Consider the following 22,984-nt stretch of genomic DNA (forward strand, 5'->3'; position numbering starts at 1 on the left):
GGCCCTGTCTGGAGGGTGATTCATGTCTGAGTGGTTTGTGGTGTGCCTGTGTGCGGGCTGGTGTGGGGTCTGCAAGGAGTACCTGCCGGCTTTTGATGCTCTGGCCGCTCGCCACCCTGATGTCGCCTTTCATTGGGTGGACATTGAAGATGATTCGGATGCGATTGGCGATGTCGATATCGAAACCTTTCCCACCTTGCTGGTGGCCCATGCGCAGTCGGTGCACCACTTCGGTCCCCTGACCCCGCAGCCCGAGGTCCTGGCTCGGATGTTGACTGGTTTTCGGGCTGATGTCGGGCGTCGGTCGGTGGCGACACTTGAGACGCAAGCCTTGTGGGGCGCCGTTCAGGGGGTTTTGGGGCCGCGCAGCCGACGCTCGGGGGCCGAGCTGTCGAAAACTCAGGCCTAAACCTTTGCAAATCAACACTTTAGACGTTACAATAAGAGCTTCACGACCAAACGGGCGGGTAATTACCGCCCGTTTTTTTTGGTTCATCGCTTTTGAATAAGCGTTTTTCGGTGGGAATCACCCAGGCTACAGCCGGCGGTTTTCATCACTTAACAACAGGTTGCATCCGGATCAACGTGGCGCTACAGCAAACCGTAGAACAAACCGTAACTGGACTGGGTTATGACCTCGTGGAGATCGAGCGCTCCGCTTCGGGCTTGCTGCGCATCACCATCGATCTGCCCTGGTCCCCCGAGGCTGCTGGTCAGCCCCCCGTCTATGTGAATGTCGAAGACTGTGAAAAAGTCACGCGACAACTCCAATTCGCCCTCGAAGTCGAAGACGTCGATTACCGACGCCTCGAAGTCTCCTCGCCCGGACTGGACCGTCCGCTGCGCCATGAGCAAGACTTCATCCGCTTTGCCGGAGAGATCATCGACATCACCCTGAAGGCCCCCCTGGGCGCCGCAGCCGGTGGCATCGTGAGTGGCAATCGCAAAAAATTTCGCGGCACGCTCGAGCGTGTCGAAGCCGCTGAGGCCGCGGCCGGCTGGCAAATCGTGTGGCGGGACGAGCCCGCCGTGAAACCTGGTCAGAAAATCAGCAAGAAGCGCGTCCCCGCGCCCTTGCAGGTGCTGGGTTTCACCTTGGACGAGCTGCGTGATGCCCGTCTGGCACCCATTGTTGACTTCAAGGGGCGAGCTTCTTCTCAGGAAGCTCCCTCGGCTTGAACGGGCGCTGCCTCAGCCTCGTGGCTGCAGCAGCCTCATTTGCATCGTTTTGGATAGGAGAGTCGTGACATGAATCGCGAATTGTTGATGTTGGTCGAAGCCATCTCGCGCGAAAAGAATGTGGAGCGTGACGTGGTGTTTGGCGCCGTGGAATCCGCGCTGGCCCAAGCCACCAAGAAGCTCTATGAGGGCGAGGTGGACATTCGTGTCGCGATTGACCGTGACACGGGCGTTTACGAAACCTTCCGCCGCTGGCACGTGGTGCCGGACGAAGCCGGTCTGCAACTGCCCGAGCAAGAAATCCTGCTGTTCGAAGCCAAGGAACAGATCGCCGACATCGAAGTCGATGAATACATCGAAGAATCGGTGGCTTCGGTGCCCATTGGCCGCATTGGCGCCATGGCCGCTAAGCAAGTCATCCTGCAAAAGATCCGCGACGCTGAGCGCGAAATGCTGCTCAACGACTTCATGTCGCGTGGCGACAAGATCTTCGTGGGCACCGTCAAGCGCATGGACAAGGGCGACATCATTGTCGAGTCCGGCCGTGTCGAAGGTCGCCTGCGCCGCAGCGAGATGATCCCCAAGGAAAACCTGCGCAATGGCGACCGTGTGCGCGCCATGATCATGGAAGTGGACCTCACCCTGCGTGGTGCCCCCATCATCCTGTCGCGTTCGGCCCCCGAGTTCATGATCGAGCTGTTCCGCCAGGAAGTGCCCGAGATCGAGCAAGGCCTGCTGGAGATCAAGTCCTGCGCCCGTGACTCCGGTTCGCGCGCCAAGATCGCTGTGCTGTCGCACGACAAGCGTGTCGACCCGATCGGCACCTGCGTCGGTGTGCGCGGTACCCGCGTCAACGCCGTGACCAACGAGCTCGCTGGCGAGCGCGTGGACATCGTGCTGTGGAGCGAGGACCCGGCTCAGTTTGTGATCGGTGCGCTGGCTCCGGCCAACGTGCAATCCATTGTGGTGGACGAAGAAAAGCACGCGATGGACGTGGTGGTGGACGAGGAAAACCTCGCCATTGCCATCGGTCGCGGTGGTCAAAACGTGCGCCTCGCTTCCGACCTGACGGGCTGGAAGATCAACATCATGGACGCGGCCGAGTCGGCCCAGAAACAAGCCAATGAAACGCAGGCCACGCGCCAGCTGTTCATGGAAAAGCTCGATGTCGACGAAGAAATCGCCGAGATCCTGATTTCCGAAGGCTTCACCAGCCTCGAAGAAGTGGCCTACGTGCCCATCCAGGAAATGCTGGAAATCGAGAGCTTTGACGAAGACACGGTGAACGAACTCCGTTCCCGTGCCAAAGATGCATTGCTGACCATGGAAATCGCCCGCGAAGAGAGCGTGGACGATGTGTCCCAAAACTTGCGTGATCTCGAGGGCCTCAGCCCCGAGTTGATCGCCAAGTTGGCAGCAGGCGGGGTCCATACCCGCGACGAACTGGCGGATCTGGCGGTGGATGAACTCACCGACATCACCGGCCAGACCCCTGAAGAAGCCACGGCTTTGATCATGAAGGCTCGCGAACATTGGTTCGCGGGTCAAGAGTAATGGTCATGGAGGCACGAATCGAATATGTCCAGTACCACTGTCGCCGAGTTCGCTAACGAACTCAAGAAGTCCCCTGAAACCCTGCTTGACCAGTTGAAGTCGGCCGGCGTGCCCAAGCGCGCCTCCTCCGATACCCTGACCGATGCCGACAAGCAGATGCTTTTGAGCTACCTGCAAGCCAGCCACGGTACGGCTTCTGCCGACCGCAAGAAGATCACCCTGGTCAAGAAATCGACCAGCGAAATCAAACAGGCTGACTCCACGGGCAAGGCCCGCACCATTCAAGTGGAAGTGCGCAAGAAGCGCACCTTCATTCAGCGCGAGGACGAGGTTCGTCCTGAAGCGGCTGCCCAAGTGGTGGAGCAAGAGCTGCCCCAAACGGTGGAAGAAACCGCTCACAACGCTGACCTGAGCCGCCGCGAAGAAGAAGCGCGTCGTCAGGCTGAGCAAATTCGCCATCAAGAAGACGAGCTGGCTGAAAAGCGCCGTCAGCGCGAAGAGATCGAACGCCGCGAACGTGAAGCTGAGTCCCGCGCTGCTGCTTATGCAGCCCAGGAAGAAGCCCGCCGCGCCCAAGCCATGGCCGAAAAGGAAGTCGCCACCAAGGAGCAAGCCGAAGCCGCTGCTGCCGTGCGTGCCGCTGCTGCCGAAGCCCGTGAAAAGGCTGAAGCCGAATCCCGCGCTCGTGCCCAGGAAGAGGCCACCCGTGCCGCCGACTTGAGCGAGCGTCGCCGCAAGGCCGAAGCCGAAGCAGCGGCCATCCGCTCCATGATGGCCACGCCCAAGAAGGTGCTGGTCGCCAAGAAGCCTGAAGAGCCGAAGCCCGTTGTCAAGCCGGCGGACGCCAAGGCTGGCGTCAAGGGCACGCTGCACAAGCCTGCTGGCACCCCTGGTGCTGGTGGCGCTCCGCGCACGGCAGGTGCTGCTGCACCGGCTGCTCCGGGCGGCAACAAGGAAGTCAAGTCGGCCAAGCTGTCCTCCAGCTGGGCAGGCGACCCGGCCAAGAAGAAAGAAATCAAGACCCGTGGCGACAGCAGTGGTGGCGTTGGCCGCAACAGCTGGCGCAGTGGCCCGCGCGGCCGCCGTGGCAACGACCGTGACCAACGTGACGATCACCAGCAACAAGCGCCGGTGGAAGCACGTGTCATTGAAGTGCACGTGCCGGAAACCATCACCGTGGCGGAACTGGCCCACAAGATGGCTGTCAAGGCCTCTGAGGTCATCAAGCACCTGATGAAGCTGGGTCAGATGGTCACCATCAACCAGCCGCTGGACCAAGACACCGCGATGATCGTCGTGGAAGAAATGGGCCACAAGGCCATCGTGGCCGCGCTGGACGATCCGGAAGCCTTCACCGACGACGACGTCGGCGCACAGGATGCCGAGCAACTGCCGCGCGCACCGGTGGTGACCGTCATGGGTCACGTCGACCACGGCAAGACCTCGCTGCTGGACTACATCCGTCGCACCAAGGTGGCGTCGGGCGAAGCCGGCGGGATCACGCAGCACATTGGTGCCTATCACGTGGAAACCCCGCGCGGCATGATCTCCTTCCTGGACACCCCGGGTCACGAGGCCTTCACGGCCATGCGTGCCCGTGGCGCTCAAGCCACCGACATCGTCATCCTGGTGGTGGCGGCGGACGACGGCGTGATGCCGCAGACCAAGGAGGCCATCAAGCACGCGAAAGCGGCTGGTGTGCCCATCGTGGTCGCGATCAACAAGATTGACAAGCCTGATGCCAATCTGGAGCGCGTGAAGAGCGAGCTGGTGGCTGAAGAAGTGGTGCCGGAAGAGTTCGGTGGCGATTCGCCCTTCGTGTCCGTGTCGGCCAAGACCGGCCAAGGCGTGGACGACCTGCTCGAACAAGTGCTGCTGCAAGCCGAAGTGCTGGAACTCAAGGCCTCGGTCGACTCCAACGCCAAGGGCCTGGTGATCGAAGCCAAGCTGGACAAGGGCCGCGGCCCGGTGGCCACGGTGCTGGTTCAGTCCGGTACCCTGAAGACTGGTGACGTGGTGCTGGCTGGCCAGACCTACGGTCGTGTGCGCGCCATGCTCGACGAGAGCGCCCGCAGCATCAAGACCGCTGGCCCGTCGATCCCGGTGGAAATCCAGGGTCTGACCGAAGTGCCGCAAGCCGGTGATGAGTTCATGGTGCTGACCGACGAGCGTCGTGCCCGTGAAATCGCCACCTACCGCGCTGGCAAGTTCCGCAACACCAAGCTGGCCAAGCAACAAGCCGCCAAGCTGGAAAACATGTTCTCCGACATGACGGCGGGCGAGGTCAAGACCCTGCCCATCATCATCAAGGCCGACGTGCAAGGTTCGCAAGAAGCCCTGGCTTCTTCCCTGCTCAAGCTGTCCACCGACGAAGTCAAGGTGCAACTGGTTTACGCCGCTGTGGGCGCGATCAGCGAATCCGACATCAACCTGGCCATCGCTTCGAAGGCCATCGTGATCGGCTTCAACGTGCGTGCTGATGCGGGTGCTCGCAAGACCGCTGAAGGCAACTCGGTCGACATCCATTACTACAACATCATTTACGACGCCGTCGATGAGTTGAAGGCAGCGATGTCGGGCATGTTGACCCCGGACAAGAAGGAAGAAGTCATCGGTACGGCCGAAATCCGCACCGTGTTCGTCGCCTCCAAGATCGGTACTGTGGCTGGCTGTATGGTCACCTCGGGCCTGGTCAACCGGGCTGCACGCTTCCGCCTGCTGCGCGACAACGTGGTCATCTACACCGGCGAGCTCGAGTCCCTCAAGCGCGTCAAGGACGATGTGCGCGAAGTCAAGGAAGGCTTCGAGTGCGGTATCAAGCTCAAGAACTACAACGACATCTCCGTGGGCGACCAACTGGAGTTCTTCGAAATCAAGGAAATCGCCCGTACGCTGTAAGCGCTCGGAACGAACTCCGCGAAAGACAAGATGGTACGTAAGGCATCCAGCACCCCCAACCGCAGCTTCAAGGTGGCCGATCAGATCCAACGCGATCTGACCGAGCTCTTGCGCGAACTCAAAGATCCGCGCATTGGCATGGTCACCCTGCAGTCGGTTGAGGTGACGCCCGACTACGCACACGCCAAGGTCTTTTTCAGCTTGCTGATCGGTAACCCCCAGGAAACCGAAGAAGCACTGAACCAGGCCGCCGGCTTTTTGCGCAACGGGCTGTTCAAGCGCCTGCACATTCACACTGTGCCGACGCTGCATTTCCATTTCGATCGGACCACCGAGCGTGCGGCCGACATGAACGCCTTGATCGCCAAGGCCGTGTCTTCGCGCGCCAAAGACGACTGAAGCATGAACGCGCCACGCACACGGGTGCAACGGCGCCCTGTGCATGGGGTGTTGTTGCTGGACAAACCGCTCGGCCTGTCGAGCAACAACGCCTTGCAAAAGGCGAAGTGGCTGCTGCGCGCTGAAAAAGCCGGGCACACCGGCACCTTGGACCCCTTGGCCACCGGCGTGTTGCCGCTGTGTTTTGGGGCCGCCACCAAGTTCAGCCAGCTCCACTTGGATGCTGACAAGACCTACGTGGCCTTGGCTCGCTTGGGCCAGAAGACGTCGACGGGTGACGCCGAGGGCGAGGTCATTGAGACCCGCCCGGTGGCACCCGACGCGCTGAGCACGGAGCGCTTGGAGGCCGTGCGGCAGCAGTTCCTGGGGCCGATCCGCCAGGTGCCGCCCATGCACAGTGCCTTGAAGAAGGACGGCAAGGCCCTTTATGAGTACGCCCGCGAGGGCGTGACAGTCGAGCGCCCTGCGCGCGATGTGGTGATTTTTGAGCTGCAACTGAGCGACGTGTCGGACCAGCATGGGGGAGCCCCCACGCTGCGCATCGAGGCCCGCTGCAGCAAAGGCACCTACATCCGCACCTTGGGTGAAGACATTGGTGAAGCGCTGGGTTGTGGCGCTTCTTTGATTTCGCTGCGGCGCACGGTGACTGGTGAATTTGACCAGCAACAGTGCGTCACCTTGGCGCAGTTGGAAGCTTGGTCTGAGGCCGAGCGTTTGGGCAGCTTGCTGCCCGTGCAGGCCTTGTTGCCGCATCACACGCGCGTCACCTTGGACAGCGAGAATGCCGGACGGTTTCTCAGCGGCGTGCGCCGCCGAGGCAACTGGCCCGACATGAACCCGGTAGCGGTGTTCGGCGAGCAACCGCCGGCGCTGTTGGGGGTGGGCCATGTGATGGCCGGAGAACTGATCCCGGAGCGGCTCTTGAGTCCGATCGAGATCCAACAGATTTTGGAAAGTATTGAAAGTACAAACGAGCCCGCAACGGCCGGTATTCAGGAAACGAAATGAGCAAACAAATTCGAAACATCGCCATCATCGCCCACGTTGACCATGGCAAAACCACCATGGTTGACCAACTGCTGCGTCAGTCGGGCACCTTCGCGGAACACGAAAAGATCGTGGACACCGTGATGGACAACAACGCCATCGAAAAAGAACGTGGCATCACGATTCTGGCCAAGAACTGCGCCGTGAGCTGGGAAGGCACCCACATCAACATCGTTGACACCCCGGGCCACGCGGACTTCGGCGGTGAAGTTGAACGCGCTCTGTCTATGGTGGACGGTGTGGTGCTGCTGATCGACGCCCAAGAAGGCCCGATGCCGCAAACCCGTTTCGTGACCAAGAAGGCCCTGGCCCTGGGCCTGCGCCCGATCCTGGTGGTCAACAAGGTTGACAAGCCCGGTGCCAACCCGGACAAGGTCGTCAACGCTGCTTTCGACCTGTTCGACAAGCTCGGCGCGACCGACGAACAACTGGACTTCCCCGTCGTTTACGCCTCGGGCATCAACGGCTGGACCTCGCTGGTTGAAGGCGCTCCCGGCGAACAGTGGGGCCCCGACATGTCGGCCCTGTTCAACACCATCCTGAAGCACGTTCCGTCGCAAAAGGGTGATCCGAACGCGCCGCTGCAACTGCAAATCTCGGCACTGGACTTCTCGTCTTTCGTGGGCCGCATCGGCGTGGGCCGCATCAGCCAAGGCACGCTCAAGCCCATGAGTGACGTGCTGGTCATGGAAGGTCCGGACGGCAAGGCCATCAAGGGCCGTGTCAACCAAGTGCTGACCTTCCAAGGCCTGGACCGCGTCCAGTCCACCGAAGCCGGCCCGGGTGAAATCGTGCTGATCAACGGCATCACCGACATCGGTATCGGCGTCACTGTGACCGACGTGGCCAACCCGGCCCCGCTGCCCATGCTGAAGGTCGACGAGCCGACCCTGACCATGAACTTCTGCGTCAACACCTCGCCGCTGGCCGGCCGTGAAGGCAAGTTCGTGACCAGCCGTCAAATCTGGGACCGCCTGCAAAAGGAACTGCAACACAACGTGGCCCTGCGCGTGAAGGAAACGGACGAAGAAGGTATCTTCGAAGTCATGGGTCGCGGCGAACTGCACTTGACCATCCTGCTGGAAAACATGCGCCGTGAAGGCTACGAAATGGCTGTGTCCAAGCCGCGCGTGGTGTTCCGTGACATCGACGGCGAGCGCCACGAGCCGATCGAGCTGGTGACGGCCGACATCGAAGAAGGCCACCAAGGCGGCGTGATGCAAGCCCTGGGCGAGCGCAAGGGCGAGCTGGTGAACATGGAACCCGATGGCCGCGGTCGCGTCCGTCTGGAATACCGCATCCCGGCCCGTGGCCTGATCGGTTTCACCAACGAATTCCTGAACCTGACCCGTGGTTCTGGCCTGATCAGCAACATCTTCGACAGCTACGAACCCCACAAGGGTGACATCGGCGGCCGCAAGAACGGCGTGCTGATCTCCATGGACGACGGTGAAATCTTCACCTACGCCCTGGGCAAGCTGGACGACCGTGGCCGCATGTTTGTGAAGGCCAACGATCCAGTGTACGAAGGCATGATCGTCGGCATCCACAGCCGCGACAACGACCTGGTGGTCAACGCCACCCGCACCAAGCAGCTGACCAACTTCCGTGTGAGCGGCAAGGAAGACGCTGTGAAGATCACGCCCCCGATCGAACTGACGCTGGAATACGGCGTTGAATTCATCGAGGACGATGAGCTGGTCGAAATCACGCCGAAGTCGGTGCGTCTGCGCAAGCGCCACCTGAAGGAACACGACCGCAAGCGCGCCAGCCGCTCTTGAGTTGAATGACCCAGCCAGCCTGCGTTCATGGGATGCAGGTGGGGCAGGGGAGAGAAAAGGAGGCCTTGGGCCTCCTTTTTTCATGGGCGCTGCAAATCGGAGGTGCTATGAGGGCCTTAAGCCTCTGGGCATGTCCCCAGTACCGCTTTCCAGGCCCATTTGAGCGTTGCTATTTCAGGGGATGCCATTGCGTCCATGTTGTTGAAAGCCCGGACGCTCACTGAGCCGCAAGTAATAGGCTTCCACGCCTGGCAGGCTTGGGCGCTCCATCGGGCACATGAACCAGCGGTGTGTCGACAGTCCCAGAACCACATCCGCCAAAGTGAAGGTACTGCCGGTGACGAAGGCCCCAGTTGACTGCAATTGGGTTTCCAAGATGGCCATATGCCGATGCCAGCCGGCCACTCCCGCTTTCAGCAGCGCTGAGTCTTGGTGAGCCGGGCTCCCACGCACCAGCGATAAGAAGGCGTAACGCCAGGATGGATTGAGCTCCGCGATTTGCCAGTCCATCCATTGCTCGACCCCAGCCCGTTCGCGCGGCTGCGCAGGCAGCAAAGTCGTGTGGCCCGCTTGGGCCGCAAGGTAGCGGCAAATCGTATTCGACTCCCAGAGTGAGAACTCGCCATCCAACATTACTGGCACCATCGCGTTGGGGTTGAGCGCGAGGAAGTCGGGAGCCGAAGTGTCTTGAAAGCCAGAGCCCCATGCTTCGAGTTCGCAGGGAAGATTCAACTCGATACAAGTCCAAAGGACTTTACGGACGTTGATTGAAGTGGATTTACCCAGGATTTTCAGCATATGCGGCACATTTTGCGGCATTGCTGGCCTGGGATGGGCATCCTCAATTCATCACCACTGGATGGGGGTGGCGTGTCCAAAGCAGGGTGGCTGGAGTGCGCGCGCTGCTCACTTCACCCGCTGCTTCTCCAGCTTGCGGGCCAAGGTGCGCCGATGCAGACCCAGGCGGCGGGCGGCCTCGGAGATGTTGAAACCGGTCTCGGCCAGGGTCTCGTGGATGCGCTCCCACTCCAGGGTCTTGATGGAGGTGGAGCGGTTGGTCAGCTCGATGTCGGTGCTGCCCGCCACATGGCCGAAGGCGGCTTCGATGTCGTCGGTGTTGGAGGGCTTGGCCAGGTAGTGGCAGGCGCCCAGTTTGATGGCTTCCACCGCGGTGGCAATGCTGGCAAAGCCGGTCAGCACCACGATGCGCATGGCGGCGTCATGCTGGTGCAGGCGCTGCACGCAGGCCAGGCCGCTGGCGTCGCCGTTGAGCTTCAGGTCCACCACAGCGTAGTCGGGGGAATGTTGCTCCAGCAGGGTGCTGACGTCGTGCAGGCTGCTGGCGTGCAGCGTGGTGTAACCGCGCCGCTCCAGCGATCGGATCAAGGTCCGCGCGAAGGTCGCGTCGTCCTCTACCAGCAGCAGCAATCGGTCTTCACTCATAGGCTTGTATTGTCGTCCAGAGTGAGTGCACCCAAGGGCAGTTTGAGGGTGACGACCGCGCCACCTTCAGGGCGATTGCGGGCGCTGACGGTGCCGCCCAGGCTGCGTGCCACGTTCACCACCAAGAACAGGCCCAGGCCACCGCCCAGGCGGCCCTTGCTGGACTGGTAGGGCTTGCCAATTTGTTGCAGCATGCCGGGCGCAAAGCCGGGGCCTTGGTCCAGCACCTCCAGGGTCAGCTCTTCGCCATCGTGGCGGGCCTGCAAGGTCAGTCCTTGGGGGGAGGCCTCCATGGCGTTGTCCAGTACGTTGTCGATCATCTGACGCACAGCCGAGTCGGCCACCATGGGCAGGTCGTTGGGGAAGGTCGCTTGGTAGGCCAGGGGGGCGTGCGGGCGGGTCAGGCGCCAGTCTTGCACCAGGGTTTCCAGGAAGGCGCTCAGGGTGGTCTCTTCAGACTCTTCGCCCCGGGTCTCCCCGGCGGTCAGCAAGATGCCGCTGACGATGGATTTGCAGCGCTGCAGCTGGATTTCCATGTCGTTGATTTCTTCCAGCAGGTCGGGGTTGCCTTTGAACTCGGGCATGCGGCGCCAGTCGCCCAAGATCACGGCCAGGGTGGACAGCGGTGTGCCCAGTTCGTGCGCGGCACCGGATGCCAGCAGCCCCATGCGCACGATGTGTTCATGCTCGGCCGCCTGTTGGCGCATGTCGGCCAGGCGCGCATCGCGCACCTGCAAATTGCGGTGGATGCGGGTCATGAAGGTGACCAGCAAAATCGCGTTGAGCACAAAGCAGATCAGCAGGCCTTGCACGTACAGGCTGGCTAGGCCTTGGTTGTGGTCCAGGGGCAGGGCCAGGGGGCGCGACAGCAGGGTCAGACCGGCCAGGCAGGCGGTGGTGATGCCGACGATGGTCCAGGTGGACCAGGCCTCGAGCAGCACGGCGCTCAAAATCACCTGCAGCAGGTACAAAAACACGAAGGGGTTGGTGGTGCCGCCGCTCAGGTAGAGCTGGGCCGTCAGGCTGGCCACGTCCACCAGCAGGGCCACAAACAGCTCGGTGTTGGAGACCTCGCGCTGCTCATGCCAGCGCAGATGGCTGGCGATGTTGAAGGCGATCAGGCAGGCCAGCACCTCCAGCATCTGTGGCATGGGCAGCGGCAAGTCCAGCACCAGGCTTGCGACCGCGATGGTGGCGATTTGCCCCCCTACGGCCAACCAGCGCAGGTGGATCAGCTGCAGCATGTTCTTGTGCCCGGCCACGCTGTCCAGTTGGGCCGCCGGAGGCGGCTTGACTTGGGGCGTGGGCACGCCTTGCGGGGCGCTGAGGGCAGGGGCTTCGTTCAACGGGGACAGGGGCATCGCAAAGCCTAGTGCAGAGGGGTCAATCGGGGCGCGTCACGCAGGCGGGCCGCGCCGGTCTTGGCGCCACACCCACCACACGGCGGCCAGCACCATCAAGGCCAGCGCGTACCAAGTCAGCGCGTAAACCAGGTGGCTGTTCTGGAAGTGCAGCACGGTCAGGCCACCCACGGGCTCGGTCAAGGAGGCGTCGTGCGCCAGGGGGCTCGATTGTCCCGCAAGCGGGGCAGGGGCTGCATCGGCGTCCACAAAATAGGGGGCCATGGGACTCAAGTGATGGGCTGCGGCGATGGCGGCCACGTCGCGTGAGAACCAGCGTTGCGCGGCCGGGGCGTTGCGGCGCAAAAAGCCGCCGTTGGGCTCGCTCAGGCGCAGCAGGCCGGTGACGGTGCTCACCTGGCTGTCGTTGGGTTTGGCGGGCGGGGCTTGGGTGACAAAGCCGCGGTTGACCAGCACCAGCGTGCCGTCCAGTTCGCCGCCGCTCAGGCGCAGCGGAGTCATCACCCAAAAGCCAGGGCCCAGTTTGGTCACGGCCTGGACCAGGCTTTGCTGCTGGTGCAGCCACTGGCCTTGCAGCCGCAGGTGGCGGTACTCGTCACTGGCCGCGGTGATGCTGGGCCAGCGGTCTTGGCTGGGGGGCGCCTCGGGCGCGGCGTGGGCGCGTTGCTCGACGCGCTCAATCAAGGCCAGCTTCCAGCCCAGGCGCTGCACCTGCCAGGTGCCCAAGGCCAGCAGCCCCAAAAAGACAAGGCCCGCGCCCAGCAAGAACAGTGCGCGCAGCACACTGGAGCGGGGGCGGGCCATGGGGGCGGGTGCCTGGGCGCTTTGGGCGCTCAAGGCATCTGGCGCATCTCGTGCGCCGGCATGGGCATCATGTTGTGGTTCAGGTGGTACATGACCCACAGCGAACCGGCCAGCGTGATCACCACCAGCATGACGGTGAAGATCAAGGCCAGCATCGACCAGCCGCCTTCAGCACGGCTGTTCATGTGCAGGAAGTACACCATGTGCACCACGATCTGTACGGCCGCGAAGGCCAGGATCACCATGGCGGTGGTGCTGGAGCTGGCAAAGGTCTTGCCCATCACCAGCGCAAAGGGGATGGCGGTCAGGATGACCGACAGGACGAAGCCGATGGCGTAGCTTTTGAGGCTGCCGTGGTCAGCGTGGTCGTCGTGGCCATGGTCATCGTGGCCGTGGTGGTGGTCATGTGCGCTCATGGCAGAACTCCCATCAGGTAGACAAAGGTGAAAACGCCGATCCAAACCACGTCCAAGAAGTGCCAGAACATGGACAGGCACATCAGGCGACGCTTGTTGGGGCCGGTCAGGCCGTGCTTGTTCAGCTGGACCATCAACACCACCAGCCAGATCAGACCGAAGCTGACGTGCAGGCCGTGGGTGCCCACGAGCGTGAAGAAGGCCGACAAGAAGGCGCTGCGGCCCGGGCCCGCACCTTCGTGGATCAGGTGGGCGAACTCATACAGTTCCAGGCTGATGAAGCCCGCGCCCAGCAAGCCGGTGATACCCAGCCACACCAGGGTGGGCTTGAGCTTCTTCTTCTGCATTTCCAGCATGGCAAAGCCATAGGTGATGGACGACAGCAGCAGCAGCGAGGTGTTCAACGCCACCAGGGGCAGGTCGAACAGATCGGCACCCGAGGGGCCTGCGGCATAGCTGCGGCCCAGCACGGCGTACACCGCGAACAGGCACGCAAAGATGAGGCAGTCGCTCATCAGGTAGAGCCAGAAACCCAGCAAGGTGCCGTTTTCTGGGTGGTGCTCCAACACGTAGAAGCGCGAGCTGGGGTCCTTGCTCAAGGGGGCGCCGTGGGCGCCAGAAGCAGTGATAGTGGACATCTTAGACTTGACCTGCGAGCAAACGGGTGCGTTCGGCTTCCACCTTCACCACCTGGGCGGCGGGAATGTAGTAGTCGCGGTGGTAGTTGAAGGTGTGGATGATGATCGCGGCCATCAGGGCAACAAAGCCCAGACCCGCCAGCAACCACATCTGCCAGATGATGGCAAAGCCCACGACGGCGCTCAGACCCGCGATGACAAAGCCAGCGGCGGTGTTCTTGGGCATGTGGATGTCCACAAAACCTTGCACCGGGCGCACGAAGCCTTGCTTCTTCATGTCGGTCCAAGCGTCGTTGTCATACACCTTGGGGGTGAAGGCAAAGTTGTAGTCCGGCGGGGGCGACGAGGTCGACCATTCCAGCGTGCGGCCATCCCACGGGTCGCCCGTGGTGTCGCGCAGGCTGTCGCGGCGCAGGTAGCTGACCACCAGTTGGATGCCGAAGCAAGCGATGCCCAGTGCGATCAGGGCGGCGCCCAGTGCAGCCACTTGGAACCAGATTTGCAGCGACGGGTCTTCGAAGTGGCTCATGCGGCGGGTCACGCCCATCAGGCCCAAGACGTACAGGGGCATGAAGGCCAGGTAGAAGCCGATGAACCAGAACCAGAACGAGCACTTGCCCCAGAACGGGTCGAGCTTGTAGCCGAAGGCCTTCGGGAACCAGTACGTGATGCCCGCGATCATGCCGAACAGCACGCCGCCAATGATCACGTTGTGGAAGTGAGCAATCAGGAACAGGCTGTTGTGCAGCACGAAGTCAGCCGGGGGCACTGCCAGCAGCACGCCGGTCATGCCGCCGATCACGAAGGTGACCATGAAGCCAATGGTCCACAGCATGGGCAGCTCAAAGCGGATGCGGCCCTTGTACATGGTGAACAGCCAGTTGAAGATCTTCGCCCCAGTCGGGATGGAGATGATCATGGTGGTGATGCCGAAGAACGAGTTCACACTCGCACCCGAGCCCATGGTGAAGAAGTGGTGCAGCCACACCAGGTAGGACAGGATCGTGATCACGACCGTGGCGTACACCATGGAGGCGTAGCCGAACAGGCGCTTGCTGCAGAAGGTGGCCACCACCTCAGAGAAGATACCGAAGGCCGGCAGCACCAGGATGTAGACCTCCGGGTGACCCCAGATCCAGATCAGGTTCACGTACATCATGGCGTTGCCGCCGAGGTCGTTGCTGAAGAAGTTGGTGCCGGCGTAGCGGTCCAGCGACAGCAGGGCCAGCACGGCGGTCAGCACCGGGAAGGCGGCCACGATCAGCACGTTGGTGCACAGGGCGGTCCAGGTGAAGACGGGCATCTTCATCAGGTTCATGCCAGGGGCGCGCATCTTGACGATGGTGGCGATCAGGTTGACCCCCGACAACAAAGTCCCGACCCCCGCAATCTGCAGTGACCAGATGTAGTAGTCCACCCCCACATCCGGGCTGGCCAAAATGCCAGACAGCGGCGGGTAGGCCAGCCAGCCGGTGCGAGCGAATTCACCCACGAACAGCGAAGCCATGACCAGACCACCACCGAAGGCGGTCATCCAGAAGCTGAAGTTGTTCAGGAAGGGGAAGGCGACGTCACGGGCGCCGATTTGCAGCGGCACCACGTAGTTCATCAGGCCGGTCACCAGGGGCATGGCCACGAAGAAAATCATGATCACGCCGTGGGCGGTGAACACTTGGTCATAGTGGTGCGGAGGCAGGAAGCCCGCTTGGTCGCCGAAGGCGATGGCTTGCTGGGCGCGCATCATGATGGCGTCGGCAAAGCCGCGCAGCAGCATGATCAGGCCAAACACGATGTACATGATGCCGATGCGCTTGTGGTCGATGCTGGTGATCCAGTCGCGCCACAGCGGGCCCCACAGGCGGAAGCGGGTCAGCAGCGCCAGAACAGCCGCACCACCCAGGGCCACCATGCAGAAGGTGGCCAGGAGGATGGGCTCGTGGAAGGGGATGGCGTCCCAGGAGAGACGGCCGAAGATGAGCTTCGTCAGGTCGAGTTGGTCGTGCATGGTCAGTCTCGCTGGCAGGGGTGAGCGCCCAGGCACTGGGCCTGGACGTGGGCAGCGCCAAAGGCGTTGCCAGGGGTTGCAAGGGCGGCGAGGGTCATAGTCCGGTCGGTTTGTTCAGCGAGAGACCGGTGCCCTGGGGGTCGGCGGTGGTGCAGGCCAGCGCTTCGACGTAGCGGCGCGCAGGCAGGCGGTTTTCGGTGGCCGAGGAGGCTTGGCTGGCCACCTTGAAGGTGTTCGGGCCCATGCCGCCGGCCTGGTCGATGGCCATCATTTCGTTCATGCACATCTTGCTGCTGTCCACACAGCGGTTCAGGATGGCGTGGTACAGCTCGGCGTCCACCTTGGCGTAGTGGCGCACGGGGTCGCGTTCGCTGGGTTGCTCCAGGGCCAGGTAGGAGGCGCGGTCCAGGCTCAGTTCGCTGGTCTTGGTCTTGTTGACCCAGCTGTCAAAACCGGCTTGGTCCACACCATGGAAGCGGAAGCGCATGTGCGAGAAGCCGGCGCCGCTGTAGTTGGCGGAGAAGCCTTCGTACTCACCCGCCTTGTTGATCACGGCGTGCAGTTGGGTTTGCATGCCCGGCATGGCGTAGATCTGACCGGCCAGCGCGGGGATGTAGAACGAGTTCATCACCGTCGACGCCGTGATCTTGAATTGGATCGGCACATCCACGGGGGCGACCAGCTCGTTCACCGTGGCCACACCTTGCTCGGGGTAGATGAACAGCCACTTCCAGTCCAAGGCCACCACTTCCACGGTCAGCGGCTTGACGTCCGCCGGGATGGGGCGGTTGGCGTCCAGGCGCGACAGCGGGCGGTACGGGTCCAGCGTGTGGGTGCTGATCCAGGTCAGCAAGCCCAGCGCGATGATGATCAGCAGGGGCGCGCCCCAGATCACCAGCTCCAGTTGGGTGGAGTGGTCCCAGTCCGGCTCGTAGGCCGCTTGGGTGTTGGATTGGCGGTAGCGCCAGGCGAAGAACAAGGTCAGCGCGATCACCGGAACGATGATCAAAAGCATCAGCAGCGTCGAAACCACGATGAGGTGGCCTTGTTGTGCAGCGATGTCGCCGGACGGGTTCATCACCACGGTGCCGCAGCCGGTCAAGGAAGCGGCAGACAGCAACAGCAGTCCGCGAAGAGTCTTGTGAGAGGTCATGCCGGGGTAAAGCAGGATGTGCTATGGGGGGAAAGTGAGGTAATGTAGATTCGCCAAGCGGTTTTGGCGATTGGACGTTTTGTCCTATGTCAATCGACCTCTCTCCAGACTGCTGTGGCGGAGACAGCGCGCCTTCGGGCGCCCATCGCAAGAAATGAGAGGCAAAAATGATGTCCAGCACAGTTCCTAGCGTTGCCGCTCAGGTAGCGTCCCCGGCTTATGCCAACAGCAGCACCGCCCCTGGGGGGCACAGCACCCACATCACCCCGGGTGAAATTGCCACCGGCGTGGTGGTGGGGCGGGCGTCGGAGTATTTCGACTTCTTCGTCTACGCCATCGCCTCGGTCCTGGTGTTCCCATTTGTGTTCTTCCCCACGGAAGAGCGCCTGGACGGCACGCTGTATTCCTTTGTCATTTTTGCCTTCGCCTTCATCGCCCGGCCCTTTGGTACGGTGCTGTTCATGGCCATCCAGCGCCGCTTTGGCCGAGAAACAAAGCTGACCATCGCCCTGGTGCTGCTGGGCGCCAGCACCGCCGGCATGGCTTTCTTACCCACCTATGCCCACCTGGGCTTCACCTCCATCGTCCTGCTGTCGCTGTTTCGCGTGGCGCAGGGCGTGGCGCTCGGCGGGTCCTGGGACGGGCTGCCCTCGCTGCTGGCACTGAAGGCGCCTGAAGACCGCCGCGGTTGGTACGCCATGCTGGGCCAGTTGGGTGCCCCGCTGGGTTTTGTGGTGGCTGCTGGCCTGTTTGCCTTCTTGTTGGGCAACCTGGCGTCGGATGACTTCCTGGAATGGGGCTGGCGTTATCCCTTCTACGTGGCCTTCGCCATCAACGTCGTGGCCTTGTTCGCGCGGCTGCGCCTGGTGTCCACCGACGAGTATTCGCACCTGTTGGAAGAGCGTGAGCTCGAGCCCACCAGCGTGGTCGAGATGACCCGCTCGCAAGGCCGCAACGTGCTGATTGGCGCTTTGGCCGCGCTGGCCAGCTATGCCTTGTTCCACCTGGTGACGGTGTTCCCCTTGTCCTGGATCACGCTCTACTCGGAGCGCTCGATCAGCGACTTCCTGGGGGTGCAGATGTGGGGCGCTTGCCTGGCGGCGGTGGGCATCGTGGTGTCGGGCCTGGTGGCTGACCGCTTTGGTCGCCGCACCACGCTGGGGACCTTGGCGGCCTTGATTGCCGTGTTCAGCGGCTTCGCACCGTCGCTCATGGATGGTGGCGTCTGGGGCCAGAACGTGTTCATCTTGCTGGGCTTCAGCCTGCTGGGCCTGTCTTATGGCCAGGCTTCTGGGGCGGTGACGGCCAACTTCTCGGCCCGCTACCGCTACACCGGTGCGGCTTTGACGGCGGATCTGGCCTGGTTGGTCGGTGCGGCCTTTGCCCCGCTGGTGGCTTTGGGCTTGTCGGCGCACTTCGGCCTGGCCTATGTCAGCGTGTATTTGTTGTCCGGCGCCTTGGGTACCTTGGCGGCCTTGAGCGTGAACCGCGCCCTGGAGGGCCGCGGCTGAACTGGGCCCACAAACACCCGGGCGGGCCCCGCTCTGCAGGGTGCGCGAAACGGGTGTTTTGATCGGGCACAATCTGACTCGACCCGGGCTGTTCCGGGCCAGTACCCAACGGGCCGCATGTCGGCCCGTTTTCTTGTTGATTCATGAGACTTACGCATTCCCGAGCGGTCCTGTTAATGGTGGCCGTGACCCTGATGTGGTCCATTGCTGGTGTCGTGACCCGCCACCTGGAGCACGCCCAGAGCTTTGAGGTGACTTTCTGGCGCAGCCTGTTCAACGCCCTGGCTTTGTTGGCCATCCTGCCGCTGGTGCAGGGCCGGGCGGTGTTTGCCAACATGCGCCAAGGCGGGCGCGCTTTGTGGGTGTCGGGCTTTTGCTGGAGCGTGATGTTCACGGCCTTCATGGTGGCCATGACGCTGACCTCGGTGGCCAATGTGCTGGTCACCATGTCCCTGGGGCCTCTGTGCACCGCCTTGATTGCCCGTGTGTTTCTACGTCACCGCATCCTGCCGCGCACCTGGCTGGCCATCGCGGCCGCTGGCGTGGGCATTGCCTGGATGTACGGCAGTCAAATGGCTGGTGGTCAATGGCAAGGCACCCTGGTGGCCTTGTGCGTGCCCCTGGCCGCCTCGGTCAATTGGTCCGTGGTTCAGCGCTCCCATGCACAGGGCCATGACGTTGATTTGGTGCCTGCCGTGTTGGTGGGGGCGCTGATTTCCGCGCTGACGACCTTGCCGCTGGCGTTTCCGTTTCAGGCCTCGGCATCGGACCTGGGCCTGCTGGCCTTGCTGGGCGTTTTGCAGCTGGCCATTCCCTGCGTTCTGGCGGTGCGCTGTGCGCGCGTGCTGAAGGCGCCCGAGGTGGCGCTGCTGGCCTTGCTGGAAGTCATTTTTGGCATCCTGCTCGCTTGGGCCGGGGCCGGAGAGCGGCCCGCGCCTGAGGTGCTGGCCGGCGGGTCGCTGGTCATCGCGGCCCTGGTGTGCAACGAATTATTAGGTTGGAAGGAGCAGACAACATGAGCATTTTCAATGGCGACATCGTGACCGAACTGCGTGGGCAGGTCGGCTTCATCACCCTCAACCGCCCGCGGGCGCTCAATGCCCTGTCTTTGGGCATGGTGCGTGATCTGACCGTGGCGCTCAAGGCCTGGGCGGCCGACCCGGCGGTGCTGGGCGTGGCCATCCGGGGCAGCAACAAAGACGGTGTTTTTGGTGCTTTTTGTGCCGGCGGCGACATCCGCTTTTTGCACCAGGCTGCCACCACGGGCGATGCCGATTTGGAGGCTTTTTTCACCGAGGAATACGCCCTCAACCACCTGATCCACAGCTACCCCAAGCCTTACATCGCGTTCATGGATGGCATCGTCATGGGCGGCGGCATGGGCATCAGCCAGGGCGGCAGCGTGCGCATCGTCACCGAGCGCACCAAGATGGCCATGCCTGAAACCATCATTGGCCTGTTCCCCGATGTGGGCGGCGGCTACTTCCTGAGCCGCTGCCCCGGTCATGTGGGTGAGTGGTTGGCGCTGACGGGCGACACCATCGGGGCGGGCGACGCCATCGCTTTCAGCTTGGCCGACCACTTCCTGAGTGCCGAGCGCCAGGCCGGCCTGTGGGATGCTCTAGGCGCCCAGCAGTGGGCCGATGGCGCAGGCTTCAAGGCCTGGCTGGGCCAGCAGTTCGAGGCGGCCCCCGCGGCGGCCACCACCGCTGACGTGCGGGCGCAGATCGACCAGTTCTTTGCCCTGGCCGATGCCAAGGCGATCGTGCAGAGCCTCGAGGCAGATCGCCAAGACTGGGCCCGTGCCACGGGCGCCACCTTGCGCAAGCGCTCGCCCTTGATGCTGGAAGTGGTGTTGGAGCAAGTGCGCCGCGCCCGCAGCCAAACTTTGGCCGAAGACCTGAAGATGGAGCGTGATCTGGTGCACCGCTGCTTCCACCTGCGTCCGGGTCAGAGCGAAACGGTGGAGGGCATCCGCGCCCTGGCCGTCGACAAGGACCACAGCCCGCGCTGGAACCCGGCCCGTGTCGAAGACGTGCCCGCCAGCTTGGTGGCTGAGTTCTTCACCAGCCCCTGGCCCGCCGCACAGCACCCGCTGCGCGAGTTGGTTTAAGACCCGCGGCCTCGGCCGCTTGGTGCCTCACCGGACGCCGTGACCTCAAGCCCCTGCGCCGTGCGGGGCGTGGTGGCCGGTGCAACGGCGCGCTCAGCGCTGCTGGTAGACCAGCGTGGCCAAGCTCAGCAGGGCTTGGCGTGACAAGGGACCGGACAAGGCATAGCCAAAACCCTGGTCGACCCAATAGAACGAGGGCACCGGGCCCTGCTCGGAAAAGCGGAAGGCGGTCTCCTGGTCGTTGGGCGTTGTCGCGCGCTGGACCGGCTTGTCCTTGGTCGGGGTGGCGCCTGTGTCCACCGCGCCAAGGTACAAGGTGAGCCGCAGTCCTTGGGGGTTTTGGTACATGAATTGGGCCCTGGCCCCGTTTTCGCCAGGCAGCAGGCGCCCGCCCACCAGGCTGTAACCCTGGCTCGACAGGTCGGGCAAGGTCAGCGCGCGGCCCAGCCGCTTGGACAGCCATTGGACCAAGTGCTGCTGTTGACTGGCGTCGACCTCGACCGGGTGTTTGACCTCTGGGGAATACACCGCATGGGCCACACCCGCTTGTTGTGAAAACCGTTGCAAACCGGCTTGGGACAGAGCGCCTGGGGCACGGCCCCATTGCGCTATCGAAGCTTCGTTGGGGGTGTGGCTGCGTGCCAGCCATCCCGCTGAAAACGTCAACACAAAGCCAGCGGCCAAACCAGCCCAGCGCCACTGGCTGAGTGCTTGGGTGCGCTGCTGGCTGGCCCGCAACAGGGTGGCGCTCAGGGCGGGGGGAATGGGTTCGTCCAGAACCTCGGCATGCAATTGGCGCAGGGCTTGGCGCTGGGCTTGCCAGGCTTGCAGTGTGGCCTGGGCCTGCGGGTGCTGAGCCAGCTCGGCCTCAAGGGCGGGCTGTTCTGCCGTCGGCAATTGCCCATCCAGCCAGGCATGCAGGCGGTCTTCCAGCGGGCTGGAGGCTGGCTGCTGGTGGGGCGGGGCGTGCGAGGGATCCATGGCGTGAACGTGAGGCTCATTGAACCTGCCGCAGCAGGGCGACGGGGGGCTTGGCCCGTGCAGGGGCATCGTGGGCCTGGGGACCGGCTGCGCTGTCGTTTGGCCGGGTGGCGGGGGCATCAAGCAACTCGCGCAGGCGCGCGCGGGCGCGGGACAGGCGCGACATCACCGTGCCGACGGGGACCTGGGTGATCCGCGCCACTTGTTCGTAGCTCAGGTCTTCCAGGCTGACCAGCAGCAAAACCTCGCGTTGTTCGGCGGGCAGCCGCAGCAGGCAGCGCTGCAAGTCAAGGGCGCAATCCCCGCCAGGCTCGGGGCCTGTGGCCTCCAGAAAGGCCTGTTGTGCTTCTTGGGCGCCCGTGCTGGCGCTGACCAGCTCGAGTCCGTTTCGGCGCAGCTGGCTCACGCGCAGGTTGTGCATCAAAGTGAACAACCAGGCGCGCAGGTCGCTGCCCACCGCCCACAAGCGCCATTTGGTGCAAGCCCGCTCCAGCGTGTCTTGCACCAGGTCGTCGGCAGCCCAGCGGTCACCGGTCAAGGTGCGTGCGTAGCGCCTCAACCGGGGAATGTGTTCGCTGAGGGCCTGAGGATCCATGGCGTGTTGGGGTCAACGCATCAGGTCGGGGCAGGGGGCTCAGGGCTTGGCGACTTGCCAGACCTTGTTGAAGCCGTCGCCTGTTTTGTCACCGGGCTTGGTGTCCTTGACCCAGTAGTACAGCGGCTTGCCCTTGAGCGCCCATTGTTTCTTGCCATCGTCTCGGGTCACCACGGTGTAATCGCCCGTGGCTTTGTCGCTGTCGGTGGCCATCAGCGGCGGCCAGTTGGTGGCGCAGGGGCCGTTGCAGACCGATTTGCCGCTGCCCGCCACATCGCGGTCAAAGGTGTAGAGCGTCATACCGTTGGGACCGGTCAGCACGCCATCGGCGAGCTTGGTGGGGGCGCTCGGCGCACCGGACATCGAAGCGCAGCCGCCCAGCAGGGCGCTGGCCAGGAGGGTGGCGGCCAGAGCGGGGCGCCAGACGGGGCTGAAGTTGAAGCGAGCGGTCGTCATCGTGGGTTCTCCAAAGCTTGCAGGAAGTCTGCAAAGGGGTAAACGCCGGCGCCGCGCTGTTTATTCCAGCGGCTGAAAAATATTTCTTTCAGCGGTTGCGGCTCTTCATGGCGCGTTCGACCTCGCGCTTGCCTTCGCGGTCCTTGATGGTGTCGCGCTTGTCGTGTTCTGCCTTGCCCTTGGCCAGGGCGATCTCGCACTTGATCTTGCCGTTTTTCCAGTGCAGGTTGATGGGCACCAGGGTGTAGCCTTTTTGTTCGACTTTGCCGATCAAGCGCTTGATTTCGTCCTTTTTCATCAGCAGCTTTTTGGTGCGGATGGCGTCAGGGTTGACGTGGGTGGAGGCCGACTTGAGCGGGTTGATCATGCAGCCCAGCACGTACAGCTCGCCGTCGCGGATGACCACATAGCCGTCGGTGAGCTGCACTTTGCCTTCGCGGGCGGCTTTGACTTCCCAGCCTTGCAGCACCATGCCGGCTTCGAAGCGTTCTTCAAAGAAATAGTTGAAGGCCGCTTTCTTGTTGTCTGCAATGCGGGAGGAGGTTTCGGGTTTTTTCGCCATGGTGTCCAGATGAGGCTACAACAAATGAATCAAAGGCCTCAATACAATCCATTGCGCCTGAACCCGTAATTTTAGGTGCCTTGGTGTC

The 22,984-nt window shown here is 62.8% G+C and carries 22 protein-coding genes; 10 read left to right on the forward strand and 12 right to left on the reverse strand.

Translation table 11 applies throughout. The features are described 5' to 3' along the window. Positions 1–22: 22 nt before the first annotated feature. From PSQ39_RS10740 to typA, 7 genes are all read left to right on the forward strand, one after another. Positions 23–409, forward strand: a complete 387-nt coding sequence (locus tag PSQ39_RS10740; protein WP_273926762.1) for a thioredoxin family protein — start codon at positions 23–25, stop codon at positions 407–409. Positions 410–585: 176 nt separating this feature from the next. Next, positions 586–1,179 (forward strand): ribosome maturation factor RimP, encoded by a 594-nt coding sequence (gene rimP / locus PSQ39_RS10745; protein ID WP_273926945.1) that lies wholly within the window; start codon positions 586–588, stop codon positions 1,177–1,179. 69 nt (positions 1,180–1,248) lie between these two features. Further along, entirely contained in the window at positions 1,249–2,733 is a 1,485-nt protein-coding gene (gene nusA, locus PSQ39_RS10750; protein ID WP_273926763.1) for a transcription termination factor NusA, read from the forward strand. Between the two features lie 24 nt (positions 2,734–2,757). Beyond that, entirely contained in the window at positions 2,758–5,631 is a 2,874-nt protein-coding gene (gene infB, locus PSQ39_RS10755) for a translation initiation factor IF-2 (protein WP_273926764.1), read from the forward strand. 30 nt (positions 5,632–5,661) lie between these two features. Continuing rightward, a complete protein-coding gene (rbfA, locus tag PSQ39_RS10760; RefSeq protein WP_273926765.1) occupies positions 5,662–6,030 on the forward strand; it encodes a 30S ribosome-binding factor RbfA in 369 nt (122 codons plus the stop codon). A 3-nt stretch (positions 6,031–6,033) separates the two neighbouring features. After that, entirely contained in the window at positions 6,034–7,038 is a 1,005-nt protein-coding gene (truB, locus tag PSQ39_RS10765; RefSeq protein ID WP_273926766.1) for a tRNA pseudouridine(55) synthase TruB, read from the forward strand. After that, positions 7,035–8,858, forward strand: a complete 1,824-nt coding sequence (gene typA, locus PSQ39_RS10770) for a translational GTPase TypA (protein WP_273926767.1) — start codon at positions 7,035–7,037, stop codon at positions 8,856–8,858. The genes truB and typA overlap by 4 nt, the downstream gene beginning before the upstream one ends. A 174-nt stretch (positions 8,859–9,032) precedes the next feature. Here typA and PSQ39_RS10775 read toward each other — a convergent pair whose 3' ends face one another. The 8 genes from PSQ39_RS10775 to cyoA all read right to left on the reverse strand — a co-directional run bounded on the left by PSQ39_RS10775 (position 9,033) and on the right by cyoA (position 16,678). Next, positions 9,033–9,656: a glutathione S-transferase family protein gene (locus PSQ39_RS10775; protein ID WP_273926768.1), complete on the reverse strand. Its 624-nt coding sequence runs from the start codon at positions 9,654–9,656 to the stop codon at positions 9,033–9,035. Between the two features lie 108 nt (positions 9,657–9,764). After that, positions 9,765–10,301, reverse strand: a complete 537-nt coding sequence (locus tag PSQ39_RS10780) for a response regulator transcription factor (RefSeq protein WP_273926769.1) — start codon at positions 10,299–10,301, stop codon at positions 9,765–9,767. Next, entirely contained in the window at positions 10,298–11,662 is a 1,365-nt protein-coding gene (locus PSQ39_RS10785; RefSeq protein ID WP_409242018.1) for an ATP-binding protein, read from the reverse strand. The genes PSQ39_RS10780 and PSQ39_RS10785 overlap by 4 nt, the downstream gene beginning before the upstream one ends. 36 nt (positions 11,663–11,698) lie before the next feature. Beyond that, on the reverse strand, positions 11,699–12,466 hold the full coding sequence (locus PSQ39_RS10790) for an SURF1 family protein (RefSeq protein ID WP_273926770.1): 768 nt from the start codon (positions 12,464–12,466) through the stop codon (positions 11,699–11,701). Positions 12,467–12,495: 29 nt separating this feature from the next. After that, positions 12,496–12,882: a cytochrome o ubiquinol oxidase subunit IV gene (gene cyoD / locus PSQ39_RS10795; RefSeq protein ID WP_273926771.1), complete on the reverse strand. Its 387-nt coding sequence runs from the start codon at positions 12,880–12,882 to the stop codon at positions 12,496–12,498. Further along, complete coding sequence (gene cyoC / locus PSQ39_RS10800) at positions 12,879–13,520, reverse strand: cytochrome o ubiquinol oxidase subunit III (protein WP_273926772.1); 642 nt, start codon at positions 13,518–13,520, stop codon at positions 12,879–12,881. Before cyoC ends, cyoD begins: the two co-directional genes overlap by 4 nt. A gap of 1 nt (position 13,521) precedes the next feature. After that, entirely contained in the window at positions 13,522–15,525 is a 2,004-nt protein-coding gene (cyoB, locus tag PSQ39_RS10805) for a cytochrome o ubiquinol oxidase subunit I (RefSeq protein ID WP_273926773.1), read from the reverse strand. Between the two features lie 94 nt (positions 15,526–15,619). Continuing rightward, on the reverse strand, positions 15,620–16,678 hold the full coding sequence (gene cyoA, locus PSQ39_RS10810; protein ID WP_273926774.1) for a ubiquinol oxidase subunit II: 1,059 nt from the start codon (positions 16,676–16,678) through the stop codon (positions 15,620–15,622). 167 nt (positions 16,679–16,845) lie between these two features. On the opposite strand from cyoA, the gene PSQ39_RS10815 reads away from it, so the two are divergent. The 3 genes from PSQ39_RS10815 to PSQ39_RS10825 all read left to right on the forward strand — a co-directional run bounded on the left by PSQ39_RS10815 (position 16,846) and on the right by PSQ39_RS10825 (position 20,302). Continuing rightward, a complete protein-coding gene (locus PSQ39_RS10815) occupies positions 16,846–18,189 on the forward strand; it encodes an MFS transporter (RefSeq protein WP_409242019.1) in 1,344 nt (447 codons plus the stop codon). A 143-nt stretch (positions 18,190–18,332) separates the two neighbouring features. Continuing rightward, the gene (locus PSQ39_RS10820; protein ID WP_273926775.1) at positions 18,333–19,208 is read left to right on the forward strand and encodes a DMT family transporter; all 876 of its coding nucleotides are present in this window, start codon (positions 18,333–18,335) and stop codon (positions 19,206–19,208) included. Then, a complete protein-coding gene (locus PSQ39_RS10825; RefSeq protein WP_273926776.1) occupies positions 19,205–20,302 on the forward strand; it encodes an enoyl-CoA hydratase/isomerase family protein in 1,098 nt (365 codons plus the stop codon). The genes PSQ39_RS10820 and PSQ39_RS10825 overlap by 4 nt, the downstream gene beginning before the upstream one ends. A 93-nt stretch (positions 20,303–20,395) precedes the next feature. On the opposite strand, the gene PSQ39_RS10830 is transcribed toward PSQ39_RS10825, so the two are convergent. The 4 genes from PSQ39_RS10830 to smpB form a co-directional block, all read right to left on the reverse strand. Beyond that, on the reverse strand, positions 20,396–21,283 hold the full coding sequence (locus tag PSQ39_RS10830) for an anti-sigma factor family protein (RefSeq protein WP_273926777.1): 888 nt from the start codon (positions 21,281–21,283) through the stop codon (positions 20,396–20,398). Positions 21,284–21,299: 16 nt separating this feature from the next. Further along, positions 21,300–21,878, reverse strand: coding sequence for an RNA polymerase sigma factor (locus PSQ39_RS10835; RefSeq protein WP_273926778.1), 579 nt, complete (start codon positions 21,876–21,878; stop codon positions 21,300–21,302). A 39-nt stretch (positions 21,879–21,917) separates the two neighbouring features. Further along, on the reverse strand, positions 21,918–22,334 hold the full coding sequence (locus tag PSQ39_RS10840) for a COG4315 family predicted lipoprotein (RefSeq protein ID WP_273926779.1): 417 nt from the start codon (positions 22,332–22,334) through the stop codon (positions 21,918–21,920). Positions 22,335–22,422: 88 nt separating this feature from the next. Then, entirely contained in the window at positions 22,423–22,896 is a 474-nt protein-coding gene (smpB, locus tag PSQ39_RS10845; RefSeq protein ID WP_273926780.1) for an SsrA-binding protein SmpB, read from the reverse strand. Positions 22,897–22,984: the final 88 nt, after the last annotated feature.

The organism is Curvibacter microcysteis, assembly GCF_028649455.1.
GTDB lineage: Bacteria > Pseudomonadota > Gammaproteobacteria > Burkholderiales > Burkholderiaceae_C > Curvibacter > Curvibacter microcysteis.